The sequence below is a fragment of the Aeromonas molluscorum genome (assembly GCF_051376105.1).
Lineage (GTDB): Bacteria > Pseudomonadota > Gammaproteobacteria > Enterobacterales > Aeromonadaceae > Aeromonas > Aeromonas molluscorum.
On sequence record NZ_JBPQCY010000002.1, the window covers coordinates 1419147 to 1435972 of the forward strand.

The following is a 16826-nucleotide window of genomic DNA, read 5'->3' on the forward strand; positions in this document are numbered from 1 at the left end:
ATGGCGCCGCTCTGTTCCCGCCCCGTGGCAGCCCCGTGACAGTTTGATGGCAAGGGGCGGCAGGCGGTGGGAGAGCCTGGCGGCTGGGCAGATTCCGGCTCCAGGCCACTCCCGCTGCGTCACTCCTGGTATTTGGCGCTCAGATGCACCAGGGCGACCAGGGTCTGCACCGCTTTTTCCATGGATTGCAGCGGGATGAACTCATGTTTGCCATGGAAGTTGTGGCCGCCGGTAAAGAGGTTGGGGCAGGGCAAGCCCATGAAGGAGAGGCGGGCGCCATCGGTGCCACCGCGAATGGGCTTTATCTTGGGGGTCACCTCCACCGCCTGCATGGCGGCCCTGGCCAGCTCGACGATGTGCATGTGCGGCGCTATCTGTTGCTTCATGTTGCGATAACTGTCCCGGATAGCGAGGTCGATGCGCGCCCCCGGCGCCGCTATCTGCAGGGCTGCGACGCGCTCGGCGAGCAGGGCCTTGCGAGCGGCAAAGCCCTCATCATCAAAGTCGCGAATGAGATAGTGCAGCTCGCTCTGCTCCACGGTGCCGCTCATTTGTGCCAGGTGGAAGAAGCCCTGATAGCCGTCGGTGGCCTCCGGCGTTTGCTCGGGGGGCATGGCGGCGTGAAAGCGCGCAGCCAGGGTTTGACTGTTGATAAGCTGGTCCTTGGCCGTGCCCGGATGGACGTTGTTGCCGGTGAATCGCACCGTGGCGCTGGCGGCATTGAAGTTCTCGTATTCGAGCTCCCCCACCTCGCCACCATCTACCGTGTAGGCCCAACGAGCCGGAAAGCGGGCAAGGGGGAACAGATCGGCGCCGCGGCCTATCTCTTCGTCCGGCGTGAACCCCAGCCAGAGATCTCCTCGGCGCGAGACCGGGGCTGCCATCAGCCGCGCCACCGCCGTGATGATTTCGGCGATGCCGGCCTTGTCATCGGCGCCCAGCAGGGTAGTGCCATCCGTGGTGATGAGATCCTGCCCCAGATAACGCTTGAGGCAGGGGTGCTCGCGAGTGCTCAGCACCTCGTCCCCCTTGCCCAGGCAGATATCACCGCCCTGGTAGTTTTCGATGAGCTGGGGATTGACCCGCTCGGCCTCGTAATCGGCGGTGTCCATATGGGCGATAAGGCCGATGGCGGGGGCGCCTGGTTGATTGCCGGGCAGGCAGGCGGTGAGGTAGCCGTTCTCATCCAGGATCACCTGGCTCAGGCCCATGGCCTGCAATTCACGCTGCAAGGCGAGGGCGAACTGCCGTTGGCCCGGGCTGCTCGGGCAGAGGGGGCTGTTGGCGTTGGATCGGGTATGAAAGCTCAGATAGTGCAGAAAGCGGGACAGCAGCTGGTCCATGGGACGGCCTCGACAGAAGATGAATCCCCATTGTCTGCCGAGCCCTGATGCCTCACCTTGCGTCAGCGCAGTTTTTTGGTGACTAACCCCGTCATGGGCTCCTGGTCATCGAGCAGGGGTCAGGGGTTGTCGTGCGAAACCGCCTGCAACCCCTGTGCTAAAAACGGGAGAAAGTACCAGGGGCGCGGGGTTGAAAAACCCCCAGGGCACGGGGGGAGGGCAACAGAGGCCAACCCCAGAGCTGGCTTGGCTGGCAGCGAGATTGAGATCGCCTCAAAAAAGCGAAAATTTAACAAGATTTTTTATTGTCAGCCCGGCGCAGAAGTGTGTAAACTCCGCGCCGATCCAAGGGGTAACCCAGGGCAGGCTAGGCCGCCCATCCCCCTTGAGTTCGACCGCCTATAGGGCGAGGCATGCAGACACGACAGACACTGCAGGGATTGGATTTCTTTTATATCGGTTAGGTTCCGATATCAGGGAGAACAGCAGGCATTTTGGCCATTCAGGCGACCGAGTGGGCCCTTGGGCTCATCATCATCCCCTTGTCATGGGCGGTCGTGGATGGAAATGTGCGCTGCGGTATCTTGTCGTCATGTGCTCGCGTTTGCGATGACGCCTCGTTCCTCTCTTCCTTGAAATCCTCCTCCCAAGGTGTTGTGACTGCCAGGCCATGATGAGCCGCGGCGTGGCTGATGCTGCGCGCCATCAAAGTACCGCGGAGCTGACACCCAGCGCCGCATACCGTTGAGCTTGATGTAAAGCCACAAGCCCCACATCAAGACTCGTTACTTCCCAAAATCCACCAGGCAGCCTTGGCTCGCCGCAAATGGTCTGGATGTGATTGAGGGTAACGAAGGCGGCTTCACGCCGCTCATTTGCGAGGCATAGCCCATGACTAACTGGTCCAGCAAGGACTCCTTGAAGGTTTACAACGTTCCCTACTGGGGGGCGGGTTTCTTCAATATCAACGACGCCGGTCACGTGACCGTTTCGCCCGACAAGACTCGCCCAGAGGCGCAGATAGTGCTGTCTGACGCCATCGAACAGCTGCGTCAATCCGGCTTGACCACCCCTGTGCTGCTGCGTTTCCCCGACATTCTCAAGAGCCGGGTCGATGCCCTGTTCAACGCCTTTGGTCAGGCCATCGAGAAGTCCGGTTATGAGGGCGACTACCTCTGTGTTTACCCGATCAAGGTAAACCAGCAGCGCCGCGTCATCGAAACCATCAGCCAATCTTACAGCGACAAACCGCGTCTGGGTCTGGAAGCGGGCTCCAAGCCCGAGTTGCTGGCCGTCCTGTCTCATCACCACGATCGCGGTTCCGTCATCGTCTGCAACGGTTACAAAGACCGTGAATACGTGCGCCACGCCTTGCTCGGCAACCTGATGGGCCACAAGGTCTACATAGTGGTCGAGAAGCCCTCCGAGCTGGAGTTGGTGCTCGATGAAGCCAAGCGCCTCAACATCAAGCCGAACATAGGTGTGCGTGCCCGTCTGGCCTCCACCGGTTCCGGCATGTGGGAATCGAGCGGCGGCGCCATGTCCAAGTTCGGTCTCTCCGCCTCCCAGATCCTGGCATTGGTCGAGCGTCTGCGCGGCCTGGGCCAGCTTGACTGCTTGCAGCTGTTGCACTTCCACCTGGGCTCGCAGATTGCCAATATCCGTGACATCCAGGGCGGCATCCGCGAGTGCGGCCGTTTCTACGCCGAGCTGCGTCGTCTGGGCGCCGATATCGACGTGGTCGATGTGGGCGGTGGTCTGGGTGTGGATTACGAGGGCACGCGCTCCCAGAGCCACTGCTCCGCCAACTACAGCCTGTCCGAGTACGCCAACAACGTGGTGTGGGGCATAGGCGATGTCTGTCGTGAGTTCGACCTGCCGCACCCGACCATCATCAGCGAATCTGGCCGGGCACTGACCGCCCACCATGCCGTGCTGGTCACCAACATCATTGGCGCCGAAGGGGCCGAGATGAGCGAGGTTCATGCGCCTGATGCGGATGCACCAACCCTGCTGCAGAACATGTGGAAAGGGTGGCAGGAGCTCAACCACGAGGAAGATCCCTCGCTGCTGGAGCTGTTCCATGACTCCCTTGCTGATCTGACCGACGTCAACGCCCAGTACACCATGGGTATGCTCAATCTGGAGCAGCGCGCCTGGGCCGAAACCTTGCATCAGAACACCTGTCTCAAGCTCAAAGAGAAGCTCAATCCGGTCAACCGCAGCCACCGTGCCCTGGCCGATGACCTGAATGAGAAACTGGCCGACAAGTGTTTCGCCAACTTCTCCCTGTTCCAGTCGTTGCCCGATGCCTGGGGGATTGGTCAGGTGTTCCCGGTGATGCCGCTGGCTGGCCTGGATCGCCCGTTGAGCCGCCGCGGTATCCTGATGGATATCACCTGCGATTCCGACGGTCAGGTTGAACACTATGTGGATGGCCTGGGGGTGGAGAGCACGCTGCCGATGCCGGAATATGGCGAGCATGAAGAGTGCCATGTCGGCTTCTTCCTGGTCGGTGCCTACCAGGAGATCCTGGGGGATCTGCACAACCTGTTCGGTGATACCCACTGCGCGGAAGTCTGGCTGGACGACGAAGGCAAGATGGACATCCGCAACGTGGTGCGCGGTGATACCGTCGAGCAGCTGTTGCGTTACGTCAACATAGATCCTTCCGTCATTCGCGAGAGCTATCAGCGCATCGCCTCTCATCCAGCCCTGGATGACGAGACCCGCAAGGCCCTGCTCGACGAGCTGGATCTGGGTCTGCAAGGTTATGCCTACCTGGAAGACGAATAAGCCTCTGGTTTGTTCGCCCCGTCGGTGGAAACAAAAAGACGGGAATGAAAAAAACGGCGCCTTTGGGCGCCGTTTTTTTATGATCTGAACACTTGGCCCATGGCACAGCAAGCTGCAAGCAGCGGATCCGTGGTTGCGAGTCTGGACAAGGGGCCAGCCTCAGGCCGGCAAGGCTTCGTGGCCGGTGCAGTGGGCCAGCAAGTTATCGGCAGGCATGGGGCGACCGAGCAGATAGCCCTGCAGGGTGTCGCAGCCAAGCCGGACCAGCAGGGCCCGCTGCTGCGCAGTCTCTACCCCTTCCGCCACTATGCGCATCCCCAGGGTGTGGCCGAGGGCGATGATGGCGCTGACGATGGCGGCATCCTCTCCCGTCTGGCCGAGGGAGGTAACAAACCCCTTGTCAATTTTGAGCTCATTGGCCGGGAAGCGTTTGAGGTAGAGCAGGCTGGAGTAACCGGTGCCGAAGTCATCGATGGATATTTTGACCCCCAGCTCCGCCAACCGGTTGAGAATGAGCAGACTCTCCTCGGCATTCTCCATGGCGGTGGACTCGGTGATCTCCAGGGTCAGGTGATGAGCCTCCAACCGATGACGGTGCAGGGCCTCTTCGACCACCCCCAGCAGTCCCGGGCTGGCCAGCTGTATGGTGGAGAGGTTTACCGCCAGACTCCACTGATCATGGCCCGCCGCCAGCCAGACACGCATCTGGCGACAGGCTTCATCGATGACCCAGTTGCCGATGGGAATGATGAGCCGGGTCTTCTCCGCCAGCGGCAAAAAGCTGGCGGGGGAGATGGCGCCATGGACCGGGTGCTGCCAGCGCAGCAGTGCCTCGACGCCGACCACCCGGCCATCCTGGGCTCCGTATTTGGGTTGATAATGGAGCGCCAGCTCGCCCCGCTCCAGGGCGTAGCCCAGATCCTGTTGCAACAGGAACTGCTGGTGGGCATTGGCGTTCATGGCGCTGTCGAAGAAGTAGTAGTCGTTGCGCCCCCGCTCTTTGGCGTAATACATGGCCGCATCGGCGTTGAGGGTCAGTTCGTGCAGGCTGGTGCCATCATCGGGGTAGATGGCGATGCCTATGCTGACCGTGATATGGAGGCTGTGATGTTCGAGCTGATAGGGTCTGGCTATCTCGGCCAGCAGTCGCTCGGCAAACAAGCGGGTCTGGGCCATGTCCCCCGGCGCCAGAGCCAGCAAGAACTCGTCCCCTCCAAAGCGCGAGGCGGTGTCGCTGCTGCCGAGCAACCCCTTGATGCGCTCAGTCACCTCGAGCAGCAGCAGATCGCCGGTGTGGTGGCCGTGGGCATCATTGATGATCTTGAAGCCGTCCAGGTCGAGGAACAGCAGGGCGAAGCGCTGCCGACTATGCTGACAGCGCTTGATGCTCTGCGCCAGCCGGTCGGCAAACAGCAAGCGGTTTGGCAGGCGGGTCAAGCTGTCATGGAGCGCCAGCTTGACCAGCTCGTCGTGAGCCTGGTGCAAGGAGGAGGAGAGGCGGGCATTTTGCACATCCAGCATGGAGAGAATGAGGGCGACGGCAAACACCGTCAGGGTCACGACTATGACCACCAGGGCCAGCCACTGGGCATCCAGCCCGGTATAGAGGGCGCCACAGAGGCTGCCGATCGGGAACTCGGCCGCCGCCATGCCGGTGTAGTGCATGCCGATGATGGCGGCGCCCATCACCAGAGAGGCCAGTGCCTTGCTGAAGAAGGCGCGCTGGGTGCGATCGCGCAGGCGAAAGGCTATCCAGAGCGCGGCGCCGGAGGCCAGTACGGCGATGAGGATGGAGAGCGCAAAGAGACCCGGCAGATAGTGAATGCCGGGCGTAATCATCATGGCCGCCATGCCGATATAGTGCATGGCCGCGATGCCCAATCCCATCAGCAGGGCGCCGCCTGCAATATGGCTCAAGGGCAGGGTGGCGCGGCTCACCAGCCAGAGTGCGAAGGCGGAGGAACCCACGGCCGCGATGAAGGAGAGGCCAGTCAGGGTGAGATCGTAACCGAGGGCGATGGGCAGTTTGAAGGCCAGCATGCCGATGAAATGCATGGACCAGATGCCAAACCCCATGGCGAAGGCCCCCCCCGTGAGCCAGAGGGCCGCCGCCCGCCCCTGGCTCTGGCTGACCCGGCTCGTCATGTTCAAGGCGGTATAAGAGGCGAGTACGGCAACCAGGATGGAGAAGAACACCAGATCCTGGCTGTAATAACTGTCGAGCATGGGAGGCGTCATAAGCACTTCTAATAACCCTGGGATGAATCGCCGGCCTGAGCCACGGCAAAGGTAATCTGGCAAAATTGGCCGGCGATTGTACACCAGAGCCGTCATAAGTCGGTCTGATATAAGTGCCAAAATAGGTCTTAGATCTGCTTGTCGAGACTGAATTTATCCATTTTCTCAGCTTCCCCCTGCACTTTATCCGGACTTGGGTTCCACATTGCCCCCACTTGAAAATCAGGGAATGACCAGTTCGAAGTTATGCCTATATCCTCCATGCCATCTGTGGGGCATAACGAAATGACACTCTCTAGCCAACCGCCAATTTGGCAGCGTCTTTCCACATAAAGGGCGGCATCGGGGTAGTGAGACGCCATTTAATGTTCATCGGTTGGCTGCCACTATAAGACACGTACTCCACCTCGCCAAAGTTCACGAAGCCAAGGGTACGGCCAAATTCATCTTTGCTCTGCTCGCGGACGAACAGAAACAAGCGCTTACCTTCTGCTCTGTGGTTTATGTAACTCAGACCCTTACCCCGCTCGGGGCGAGCGCTGTTTTGGCTTTGCCAATGAAACAGCGACTCGTTGATGGCGTAGTCGTGATAACGGGTGGTGGGGGAGAAGTGCTGCTCAGTTTTATTCAGAGTCACAAACAACAACTCGATATTTTGCTCTGCGATGACATACACCCCTTCGCGAGCAGTCGGTTGTTGCGCGAAGGTGGTCGCGCCAAAGCCAACTAGCACCTGCTCTCTGGCATATCGGGCATGCAGTTGTAGCGGATTGCCGGGAAGGTGAGGCATGGACCGTTGCTCGTGTTGCACCCGGTTGATAAGCATGGGCAACAGATCTGCCAGCTCGGCCCTTAACGCTGGTTGATTGAGTTGTTTCAGGCCTTGTGCCAAGGAGCTAAAACCTGCGTTGGGGCCGCTCTGTTGCCAGAAGTCGTAATGGCACATCAAGGCCATGCGTTCATCGTGCTCGGCCGTTAAGGTAAAGGCGTCTGCCACCAAGGTTTGTAAGAAGTTCAAGTAATGGAGCGCATCGCAGCCCAACAGGCGGGTTCTGATAGCCCGGGTGTAGAGGGTCGACAGCTTCTCATCGCTCATTTCAGAAACGGTATGGTTGTGGGCCTGTTTGACCAAGGCGCTCCAGTTACCTCGCTTGTAGATCTCCTCAAGGCTGATGTGAGGGTAGAACTTCAAGAAGTTCGCCAGTGTCAGCGGTAAATCGCAATCCTGTGAGAAACGGCGGATCAGGCCCATGAGGCGCGCGGTATTGAGAGTCGCCTTCTTGATATTGCTCAGAATTAACTCTTGGGTCTGTTTTGAGAGTTCGATGCGGCAACCCAATGGGGCATGGGGAAAGCCCTGTTTGATTTCGTGGTTGATCGCCTTATTGGTTTTACCCACCAGAGCCCGGAATTTCTGGGCAAAATCATACTCTGCGCGAGCATTGCCAACAAAATCCAACACGGTGCAGCACTCTTTATCGTGCGCCAGCCGCAGGCCCCGCCCTAATTGCTGCAAGAAAATGGTGAGGCTTTCCGTTGGTCTTAAAAACAGCAAGGTATCGACTTCCGGGATATCAACACCTTCGTTGAAGATGTCCACCACGCAGAGAATATTGATAACGCCGGTACGCAAATCTTGTTGTTTGCTATGGCGCTCGTCTCGGTTATCGCTGGTGAGGATGTCAGCCTTGATGCCCTTCAATAAAAATGCCTTGCACATAAAATCAGCGTGTTCACGGCTCACACAAAATGCCAGCGCTTTGATCTTGGTAATATCAGTGACGATCTCATAGAGGTTCTGGACTATCTTCTGTACCCGCTGCTGATTGTGGGTATAGATATTGGTGAGCTCACTAATGTCATAACGACCATTTTTCCAAGTCACTTGGCGCAAGTCAGTATCATCATCGATACCAAAATATTGGAACGGACAGAGATGGCGACGATTGATGGCCTCGGGCAAGCGGATTTCTGCTGCGATGACACCACAAAAGTCCGCAAGAATATCACCGCCATCATGGCGCTCTGGCGTTGCGGTCAATCCCAACAGAATGTGAGGATCAAAGGCTGCGAGCAAACCACGATAACTGGCCGCCGCAATATGGTGAACCTCATCGATGACGATGTAATCGAAATAATTTGGGCTAAGACGCAAATTCGCCAGCTGGTTATTCAAGGATTGCACTGAGGCAAACAGCTGACGGTAGTGGGTCGGTACAGCGCCGCCGACCAAGAGTTCGCCAAAATTGGATTGCTTGAGCACTCCGCGGTACGAGGCCAATGCTTGGCGCAAGATCTCCTCTTTGTGGGCGACAAACAGGAACTTGGCGTCGGGTTTGGTTTTCAGGAAACGAGCAAAATCAAAGGCGGAGATCAGGGTTTTCCCTGTACCGGTGGCCGCCACCACCAAGTTACGAAAGCGCTGGTGTAAAGCACGCTCCATCGCCAATTGCTCAAGGATCTCCTGTTGATGGAGAAACGGCGTGATATCAAAGAAATAGGCAGGGTTATTTTTGTTACCATCGCCACGGGCCTCTTGCAGCGCATGCTGTAATTTTGTACGGCTTTCGAGCCTGCCATCAAACAGCTCAAAATCATCAGATTCCCAATAGGTTTCAAAGGTTCTCAGGGATTTCTCGATAATATGCGGGATCTCTTGCGAGGTGATTTTTAGGTTCCACTCCAAGCCACTGGTGAGGGCTGAATGAGAGAGGTTGGATGAACCTATATAGCCGGTATGAAAGCCGGTATTTCGGCAAAAGAGATAGCTCTTGGCATGCAACCGCTCGCGCTGGGTGTTGTAGCTGAGTTTGACTTCGGTGTTGGGTAGGTTGGCTAAAAATTCGACTGCCTTGGCATCGGTTGCCCCCATGTAAGAGGTAGTAATTACTTTTAATTGACGGCCGCTGCGAGTGAACTCTTCCAGCTCATGACGGAAAATACGGATACCTGCCCATTTGATAAATGAGACCAGCCAGCAGATGCTATCTGCAGATAATATCTCCCGTTTAATCTCCGACTCCATCGACAAACCCGCATTGCTACCGCAGAACAGCTCACTTTGTGTCAGACCGGTCAGAGGGAAAATATCCTCGGTATATTGCTTTAAATTGGCGGAGATGGGGTTATCCAACTGGTAGAGCGCAGTCAGAATTTTCCCCTGACTATCGATGAGGTTCTCGCCAATAAAGTCTGGGTCTTGGGTGCGATCCTTTAGCCAAAGCAATAACTGGTTAGCCAGCTCAATCTGCCGTTGCAGCTGATCCTCTCCAGTTACCGAACCCACAGCATATTCCAAAACCCGGCTCAGAAATCTGGATAACCAAACTGCCGCTTCGACAGGTTCAAGCTGGCGTTCCCCTACGTAAAAGCGCTCGCGGTCGAGTCGAGATGTCAGCAGTTGAGTAATGAGTTGTTCATAAATACCGCATTGTTGCATCGCACACTGGCCTTGAACGTTGTACATGAGGGGGGCGAGAAGAGTATCATTTTTTCCAACCAAATCAGTAAGCTGTTGTCGCCTGTTACTCGTTTGAAAATCGCCCCGGTTTTCGTGATACAGCTCGGCAGTAGCAACCACAGGGAGGTGGTGATGGATCCGGTTTCCTATCTTTTTTCGGCTTATCTCAACTTGGTGCAGCAGCAGGTGACGGATATCTATGGCACCGAGGCCAAGACGCTGGTGGTGGAATATGAGGGAGAGCAGGTGCCCTTTGCCTTCCAGTTCTGGCAGATCCAACCCAAAAGCGTCTGCCGTCCCTACGAGCAAGATGTGCGGCGCTTCAGTCAGTGCACGGTCAAGGCGGCGGCTCTGTTTCAGACGCTCTGCGATGATATGACCCGGCAGGATGATAGCAGCTGGCAACTGCCCAAATTTCGCACCATGTACTGCTCGGCGGCCATCCGTTATCGGCCGATGATCGCCGAGATTGGCGATGCTAAGCAGAGTCCGGCCAAGCTGGCGGAGCGCGCCTGTAATCAGGCCATTCTGGCAGCCATGGACAGTGAGGATGAAACCTTACTTGCTCGGCGTGATCAGACTTGTTCCGCCATTCGGTGAATGGAACTAGGGTGCCATACTGAGGCAACTCTCTGACAGCAGGTGCTATGGCACAGTTGCTTTTGATAATGGCAGGGGTAAGGGAATGGCTCACTACAGAAGCGAGACGAAGCGATGATCAGCCATATTGACCATCTGGTATTGACGGTGAGTGACATAGAGCGGTCCGTCGCGTTTTACCGCGCTGTGCTCAATATGGAGGCCATCACCTTTGGTGCCGGGCGACGGGCCCTGCGTTTTGGCAACCAGAAGATCAACTTGCAACTGCTGGGGCAGGAGCCGCGTAACCGGGCGCAGGTGGGGGCGGGGGATCTCTGTCTCATCAGCCACTGGCCCCTTGATGAGGTGATGCGCCATCTGCGTGAGCAGGGGATCCCGCTGATCGAGGGACCGGTTGTCAAGTCCGGCGCCATGGGAGAGATAAGCTCTGTCTATTTCCTCGACCCCGATGCCAACCTGATCGAGGTGAGCGTCTATCCGCATCTCCAGGAAGGGGGGCATCGCCATAGTGATGGCAAGGAGTGCCGATGAAACCGATAACCCGCAAGTTAGGGGGCTGGTTGGCCCTGGTATGGGGTGCCGCGCTGCTTGCCGGGTGTGCGAGTCATGAGCTTCGGCTCGCCCCGGCGCAGTCGTCGCCCAAGCTCCAGGCCGGGCAGAGCCTCTATATCGCGCTCGCCACGGACGCTGCCTATGGCGAGTACCACTATCCGGGCTCGGGTCTGATGCTAAGTCAGGCCATCGCGGCGCCGCTGCGCAGGCGACTGGCTCGGGTCGACTTGGCCAGTCAGCCAGAGAGCGTGAATGAGGCCCTGGTCACTGCTCGTCAGGGAGGGTATGAGCTGATCTGTTATCCTGAGATCCTTCACTGGGAAGACAGGGGCAGCGCGGGAGAGACGAGTCCCGACAAGGTGACCGTCAAGCTGACCCTGATCGAGGTGGCCAGTGCCAGGACGCTGCGTTTCGCTTCGATTGAGGGGCAGAGCGGCCTCGCCACCCCGGGGGCCGAGCATCCCCAGGATCTCTTGTCTGCTCCCCTTGAAGCATTTGCAAACAGCCTGTTCTGAGGGCATGCCTTCGCCAATTCAAGGCACCCTCCTCTGCGCCATGGCCTGCGATGGAACAGGGAGAGGCCAGTCTTTATAACCAATGAGCCTCAATGGGGGCGGAGTCGAGATGCTGGAATTGAGACCCAACTGCGAGTGCTGTGATCGGGATCTGCCCCCTGAGTCGGAGCAGGCGCTTATTTGCAGCTATGAATGTACCTTTTGCATCGATTGTGCCGCGCAGCATCTGGGGGGGATCTGCCCCAACTGTGGTGGCAATCTGGTGGCGCGTCCGATCCGCCCGGCGGCACGACTGCTTAACGATCCTGCTTCCAGCCTGCGAGTGCTCAAGGCCGCTGGCTGCGCCAAAGGATAGAGACTACTTGGGGGCCCTGGTTGTCGCCGCAGGCGGAGGAATGGGTTGGGCAGAACTGCCGAGATGGATGGAATCTGCTCTGTCTGTGGAAGATCCGGTTCGTCATCGCCCATCGGTGGAATGAGAAAGAGAGAGTCGACACTCTTGAGGCAGGATATTGCGACAAGCCAATGCGGCAGCCCTTGGGCTGCCGCATTGTTCATTTTATCCGGCCATGACTCTGTCAGCAGACCCCTTGGGCCAGCATGGCATCGGCCACCTTGACGAACCCGGCGATATTGGCGCCGCTCTCGTAGTTCACATGGCCCTCCTCATCCTGTCCGTATCTAACACAGGTGCTGTGAATGCTGGCCATGATCTCCTTGAGACGGGCATCGACTTCATCCCGGCTCCAGCCGAGGCGCTGGGCGTTCTGGCTCATTTCGAGGCCCGAGGTGGCAACGCCCCCTGCGTTGGCCGCCTTGCCTGGGGCGAACAGCACCCGCGCCTCGTGGAAAGCGTGAATGGCGGCGGCGCTGCTCGGCATATTGGCCCCTTCCGCCACTAGCTGTACACCGCCCGCGATCAGCGCCGCGGCATCCTCTTCTCCCAACTCGTTCTGGGTGGCGCAGGGCAGGGCGACCTGAGTCGGCAAGTGCCAAGGGGAGCGGCCAGTGAAGAACTCCAGCCCCAGCTCATGGGCGTAATCCGCGACCCGTTTACGTTGCTCGTTCTTGAGCTCCATCAGGCGGGCCAGTTTTTCGGGGGTGAAGCCGTCCGGATCGTAGACGGTGCCACCGGAGTCGGAGGCGGTGATGACCCGGGCGCCGAGTGCCATCGCTTTCTCGATGGCGTACTGAGCGACGTTGCCCGAGCCCGACACCGAGACCCGCATGCCGTCGAGGGACTGGCCGCGGTGGGCCAGCATGGCCTGGGCGAAATAGAGCAGGCCGTAGCCGGTGGCTTCCGGGCGGATCAAACTGCCGCCAAAGGAGAGCCCCTTGCCGGTGAAGACGCATTCGGCGCTGTTGGTGAGCTTCTTCATCATGCCCGCCATGTAGCTCACTTCACGCCCGCCGACGCCGATGTCACCGGCGGGGACATCGGTGTTGGCCCCAAGGTGGCGATAGAGCTCCAGCATCAGCGCCTGGCAAAAACGCATCACTTCCCCCTCGCTCTTGCCCTTGGGATCGAAATCACTGCCGCCCTTGCCACCGCCCATGGGCAGGGTGGTGAGCGCATTTTTGAAGGTCTGCTCGAAGGCGAGGAATTTGAGTACGGAGAGATCCACCGAGGGGTGGAAGCGCATGCCGCCCTTGAAGGGACCTATGGCGCTGTTGTGCTGGATGCGATAGCCGCGGTTGACCCGCACCTGCCCCTGGTCATCAACCCAGCTCACCCGGAACTGAATGAGGCGCTCCGGCTCAACCAGCCGCTCCAGCAGTCCGTGCGTCAGGTAGCGGGGATGACGCTCGATGAAAGGCCAGATGGAGGCGATCACTTCACTCACCGCCTGAATGAACTCGGGCTGGTGAGGGTTGCGTTTGGCTACATTGGCCAGGAAGTCCGTCTGGGATAGTGAATGACTCATCGATAACTCCTGTATGGGATGATGAAATAGGCGTTTGCCAGCAAGCGAGTCAGGCCAGGCATCCAAGAATATTTTTTATGTTGTGATGAATGCGGGTGGATATTCGTGTTTATTTTTGTTTACAAAACAATGTTCCATTTTTATCGAAAGCAGTGGTTTTCACATGGCGCCACAGTAAGATAATTCGCGCGACCTAAAATCTTTTTATGCATTTTTTATTAATAAATAGCAAGTTCTTATTGGCGCCAAATGACGCAGGATTGAATCGGTGACATAGCCAGTGAATTTTTCTTGCGGGAAAGACGGGGGGCGGCGGCCTTCATTGCGCCCTGATGCCCTGTACTTTTTGTTCGGCTCCATCTGTCAGTGGGACTTGTGCCCTCATGGGCCAGGGATTGGGCCTGCCATCGCGCCATTCGGTGGGGCGGGCGAGAAGTATCCGGGGTAAGACGGGGGGCAATATGCTACTGTAGCGGCGTTTTCTCGAAGAATGCGCAGGCCCTGACCTGTTTGAAAATGCTTTTTGCAGATGCTTTTTTGTAGATGGAACAGTATGCAGACTAACCCGACGATGACCAGGCTGACCCAGCCGCAGACCCTCTTCAACCCAACACTCTGGCAGGTGACCCATGCTGGCTGATGAATCCATGCGCTTGAACAAATACATCAGCGAGAGCGGCATCTGCTCGCGCCGTGAAGCCGATCGCTTCATCGAGCAGGGCTGCGTCTTTCTCAACGGCAAAAGAGCCGAGGTGGGGGATCAGGTGGTGGCTGGCGATCTGGTCAAGGTCAACGGTCAGATCATCGAGCCGCGCGAGGCCGACAGCCTGATTTTTATCGTGCTCAACAAGCCGGTGGGCATCGTCAGTACCACCGAGGGGGGCGAGAAGGACAACATCGTCGATTTCGTCAACCACAGTACCCGCATCTTCCCCATCGGGCGACTCGACAAGGACTCCCAGGGACTCATCTTTCTGACCAACCATGGCGATCTGGTCAACAAGATCCTGCGGGCCGGCAACGATCATGAGAAAGAGTATCTGGTGACCGTCGACAAGCCGGTGACCGACGAGTTCATCAAGGGCATGGGGGCCGGGGTGCCGATCCTCGGCGCCGTCACCAAGAAGTGCAAGGTGAAAAAAGAGGCGCCCTTCGTGTTTCGCATCACCCTGGTGCAGGGGCTGAATCGCCAGATCCGCCGCATGTGCGAGCACTTCGGTTTCGAGGTCACCAAGCTGGAGCGGGTGCGCATCATGAACGTCAGCCTCAAGGGGCTGCCGGTGGGTGAGTGGCGCGATCTGACTGATGATGAACTGATCGAGCTGTTCAAGCTGATCGAGGGCTCCTCTTCCGAAGACAAGCAGACCAAGGCTGCCAAGGCCAGCCATCCGTCGAAGGCTCAAGGCAGCAAGTCCGCCCAGGGCAAAGCGACCCGCAAGGATGACCATGAGATTGGCGGGCGTCCCAACGTGCCGGGCCCCATGGCGTTTGAGAACAAGGTTGTTGCCAAGGCGGCGGGCAAGGGCGCCGCTGGCAAGGGTGCCCCCAAGGGGGGCAAACCGGTCGCAGGCAAACCGCGTAGCAATCATTCCGGACGGCAAAAGAAGGGGCGCTGATCCCGTTCCAGCCCCTCGCTATCCCCCTCAAAACACCGGCCCAGGCCGGTGTTTTGTCATCTTGGCTCAGCCGTTTACGGGCTGAGGCGTGAGAGGGGGGCTTTGCCCCATGGCGCGGGGATAACCGGCGGGATTGAGGCGCAGCACCAACAGGCTCATGATCGCCAGTCCCCCCAGCTGCCACAACCAGGCGGCGCCGAAGTTCCCGGTCTCCTCATGCAGCCGTGCCGCGGCCCAGGGGCCGGTTGCCGCCAGCATGAAGCCAACCCCTTGCATCAGGGAACTGAGTGTCCCCGCGCGCCTGGGATCGGGCAGGTGATCGAGGGCTATCACCATGATGAGTGAGAAGCTGCCGCCGAGCCCTGCGCCGCATAGCAGGCACCAGAGCAGCGGGGCCAGGGTGGGGGCAAGCCAGAGCCCGCTGAACCCGACTATCTGCATAAGAACGGCGAGTCCCATCCAGGGGCGGCGATCCAGGCGATGCGCGGCCAGCAAGGGGAGACCAAGGCCGCTGAGGGTCTGGGCCAGCGCCAACCAGGCCACCAGGGTGCCGCTCTGCTCTGCATTCCAGCCCAGGGCCAGGTAGGCAGGGGCCAGCCAGGCGATCACCAGGCCATAGCCGCCGTTGATGATGCCAAAGCAGCCGATCAGCAGCCAGGTGCGTGGCTGTCGGATGAGACTGGCTTCTCCCGGACGAGTTGCCATGGCGGCGGCCTGGGGGAGTTGCACCCGCCGCCATAGCCAGAGCAGGGCCAGGAGCAGGGGAAGGCTCCATAGCGCCAGGGCGTGAGACCAGGGGATCAGGTTGCTCAAGGCAGGGGTGACCAGTGCGCCCAGGGCGCCGCCCCCCATCAAGCAGGCGGAGAAGATCCCCATCACCAGCGGTACGCGGTTGTGAAACCTGCCCTTGATGAGGCCAGGCAAGACCCCTTGCACCAGGGCCGAACCCAGGCCGCACAGGGCGGCACTGGTGATGAGCAGGGCGCCGCCGGTCACATCGAAACGCAACGCACTGCCAAGGCCAAGCAGCAGCAAGGCCGTCGCCAGCAGGATGCGAGGACTGGTCAGGCGCAGCAGGCCCGGGGTGAGCAAGACCCCGATACCGATGAGCCAGAGCGGCAACAGGGTCAGCCAGGCGAGGCTGGCCAGGGGCATGGCCAGATCGCTCTGGATGCGCAGACTCAAGGGGCCTATGGCGGTGAGAAAGGGCCGCAGGTTGAGGCCTGCCAGCACCACCAGTACCAGCAGGGCATTGGCGCCCTGTCTACTCATGGTGGTCGCAGCCATCCATGTTCCCATAGAGCGTGGCGGCGCTGATGGGGCTTGCCAGCTTGATGAGTGGCAGAGGAGGCGGTGCCAGTGAGAGCCCCAGACGGGCATAGCTCATCGAGCTATCAAAGCCGTAGGGCGCGGCATCCTGATTGTCGAAGGCATAGTAGACGGCACTGATGTCGTTCATCACCAGGGCACTCAGACACATGGGGCAAGGGTGACCGCTGGCGTAAACCACGGCGCCCTTGAGCGGGCCATGTTGGCTGGCGGTGCGCAGCGCCTCGAGCTCGGCATGGCGGGTGGGGTCCCCGGCCAGGTGCATCAGATTGACGGCGCTGGCCAGCAGTTGACCATCGCGAACCAGCAGTGCCGCGAAGGGGCGCCCGCCCCGGCGTCGGTGATTAAGGGCGAGTTCGACCGTTTTTACCAGCCATGCTTGATGGGTCGGCAGGGAGATGTCCGGTGTTGAAGCGTCTGTCATATGAAGTGGCCGCTTGTGGAGTCTGGTA

12 protein-coding genes are annotated in these 16826 nt (G+C 58.9%); 6 read left to right on the forward strand and 6 right to left on the reverse strand.

Annotated elements, in window-relative coordinates; translation table 11 throughout:
* Window positions 1–119: 119 nt before the first annotated feature.
* Complete coding sequence (gene pepT, locus ACSMDR_RS17175; RefSeq protein WP_436469021.1) at window positions 120–1343, reverse strand: peptidase T; 1224 nt, start codon at window positions 1341–1343, stop codon at window positions 120–122.
* An 891-nt stretch (window positions 1344–2234) separates the two neighbouring features.
* Here pepT and speA point away from each other — a divergent pair.
* Complete coding sequence (speA, locus tag ACSMDR_RS17180; protein WP_005899817.1) at window positions 2235–4139, forward strand: biosynthetic arginine decarboxylase; 1905 nt, start codon at window positions 2235–2237, stop codon at window positions 4137–4139.
* 159 nt (window positions 4140–4298) lie between these two features.
* Here speA and ACSMDR_RS17185 read toward each other — a convergent pair whose 3' ends face one another.
* Window positions 4299–6377 carry a putative bifunctional diguanylate cyclase/phosphodiesterase gene (locus tag ACSMDR_RS17185; RefSeq protein WP_436469022.1) on the reverse strand — a complete coding sequence of 693 codons (2079 nt, stop codon included), beginning with the start codon at window positions 6375–6377 and terminating at the stop codon, window positions 4299–4301.
* A 295-nt stretch (window positions 6378–6672) separates the two neighbouring features.
* Window positions 6673–9816: a DEAD/DEAH box helicase gene (locus tag ACSMDR_RS17190; protein WP_436469350.1), complete on the reverse strand. Its 3144-nt coding sequence runs from the start codon at window positions 9814–9816 to the stop codon at window positions 6673–6675.
* A 153-nt stretch (window positions 9817–9969) separates the two neighbouring features.
* On the opposite strand from ACSMDR_RS17190, the gene ACSMDR_RS17195 reads away from it, so the two are divergent.
* The 4 genes from ACSMDR_RS17195 to ACSMDR_RS17210 all read left to right on the forward strand — a co-directional run bounded on the left by ACSMDR_RS17195 (window position 9970) and on the right by ACSMDR_RS17210 (window position 11859).
* A complete protein-coding gene (locus ACSMDR_RS17195) occupies window positions 9970–10437 on the forward strand; it encodes a hypothetical protein (protein ID WP_436469023.1) in 468 nt (155 codons plus the stop codon).
* Between the two features lie 114 nt (window positions 10438–10551).
* Window positions 10552–10968 carry a VOC family protein gene (locus tag ACSMDR_RS17200; RefSeq protein ID WP_436469024.1) on the forward strand — a complete coding sequence of 139 codons (417 nt, stop codon included), beginning with the start codon at window positions 10552–10554 and terminating at the stop codon, window positions 10966–10968.
* The gene (locus ACSMDR_RS17205) at window positions 10965–11504 is read left to right on the forward strand and encodes a DUF4823 domain-containing protein (RefSeq protein ID WP_436469025.1); all 540 of its coding nucleotides are present in this window, start codon (window positions 10965–10967) and stop codon (window positions 11502–11504) included. The genes ACSMDR_RS17200 and ACSMDR_RS17205 overlap by 4 nt, the downstream gene beginning before the upstream one ends.
* A gap of 109 nt (window positions 11505–11613) precedes the next feature.
* Window positions 11614–11859, forward strand: a complete 246-nt coding sequence (locus ACSMDR_RS17210) for a DUF1272 domain-containing protein (RefSeq protein ID WP_436469026.1) — start codon at window positions 11614–11616, stop codon at window positions 11857–11859.
* Window positions 11860–12082: 223 nt separating this feature from the next.
* On the opposite strand, the gene gdhA is transcribed toward ACSMDR_RS17210, so the two are convergent.
* Entirely contained in the window at window positions 12083–13429 is a 1347-nt protein-coding gene (gene gdhA / locus ACSMDR_RS17215) for an NADP-specific glutamate dehydrogenase (protein ID WP_436469027.1), read from the reverse strand.
* A gap of 629 nt (window positions 13430–14058) precedes the next feature.
* On the opposite strand from gdhA, the gene rluF reads away from it, so the two are divergent.
* Window positions 14059–15045, forward strand: a complete 987-nt coding sequence (rluF, locus tag ACSMDR_RS17220; RefSeq protein WP_436469028.1) for a 23S rRNA pseudouridine(2604) synthase RluF — start codon at window positions 14059–14061, stop codon at window positions 15043–15045.
* A gap of 66 nt (window positions 15046–15111) precedes the next feature.
* Here the strand turns inward: rluF and ACSMDR_RS17225 are convergent, their stop codons facing one another.
* Together ACSMDR_RS17225 and ACSMDR_RS17230 are read right to left on the reverse strand one after the other, a co-directional pair.
* Window positions 15112–16317: an MFS transporter gene (locus ACSMDR_RS17225; protein ID WP_436469029.1), complete on the reverse strand. Its 1206-nt coding sequence runs from the start codon at window positions 16315–16317 to the stop codon at window positions 15112–15114.
* Complete coding sequence (locus ACSMDR_RS17230; RefSeq protein ID WP_005899808.1) at window positions 16310–16798, reverse strand: nucleoside deaminase; 489 nt, start codon at window positions 16796–16798, stop codon at window positions 16310–16312. Before ACSMDR_RS17230 ends, ACSMDR_RS17225 begins: the two co-directional genes overlap by 8 nt.
* Between the last annotated feature and the right edge of the window lie 28 nt (window positions 16799–16826).

Coding starts and splice junctions, on each gene's coding strand:
- pepT (WP_436469021.1), bottom strand. CDS start 1,343: ATGGACCAGCTGCTGTCCCGCTTTCTGCACTATCTGAGCTTTCATACC.
- speA (WP_005899817.1), top strand. CDS start 2,235: ATGACTAACTGGTCCAGCAAGGACTCCTTGAAGGTTTACAACGTTCCC.
- ACSMDR_RS17185 (WP_436469022.1), bottom strand. CDS start 6,377: ATGACGCCTCCCATGCTCGACAGTTATTACAGCCAGGATCTGGTGTTC.
- ACSMDR_RS17190 (WP_436469350.1), bottom strand. CDS start 9,816: ATGCAACAATGCGGTATTTATGAACAACTCATTACTCAACTGCTGACA.
- ACSMDR_RS17195 (WP_436469023.1), top strand. CDS start 9,970: ATGGATCCGGTTTCCTATCTTTTTTCGGCTTATCTCAACTTGGTGCAG.
- ACSMDR_RS17200 (WP_436469024.1), top strand. CDS start 10,552: ATGATCAGCCATATTGACCATCTGGTATTGACGGTGAGTGACATAGAG.
- ACSMDR_RS17205 (WP_436469025.1), top strand. CDS start 10,965: ATGAAACCGATAACCCGCAAGTTAGGGGGCTGGTTGGCCCTGGTATGG.
- ACSMDR_RS17210 (WP_436469026.1), top strand. CDS start 11,614: ATGCTGGAATTGAGACCCAACTGCGAGTGCTGTGATCGGGATCTGCCC.
- gdhA (WP_436469027.1), bottom strand. CDS start 13,429: ATGAGTCATTCACTATCCCAGACGGACTTCCTGGCCAATGTAGCCAAA.
- rluF (WP_436469028.1), top strand. CDS start 14,059: ATGCTGGCTGATGAATCCATGCGCTTGAACAAATACATCAGCGAGAGC.
- ACSMDR_RS17225 (WP_436469029.1), bottom strand. CDS start 16,317: ATGAGTAGACAGGGCGCCAATGCCCTGCTGGTACTGGTGGTGCTGGCA.
- ACSMDR_RS17230 (WP_005899808.1), bottom strand. CDS start 16,798: ATGACAGACGCTTCAACACCGGACATCTCCCTGCCGACCCATCAAGCA.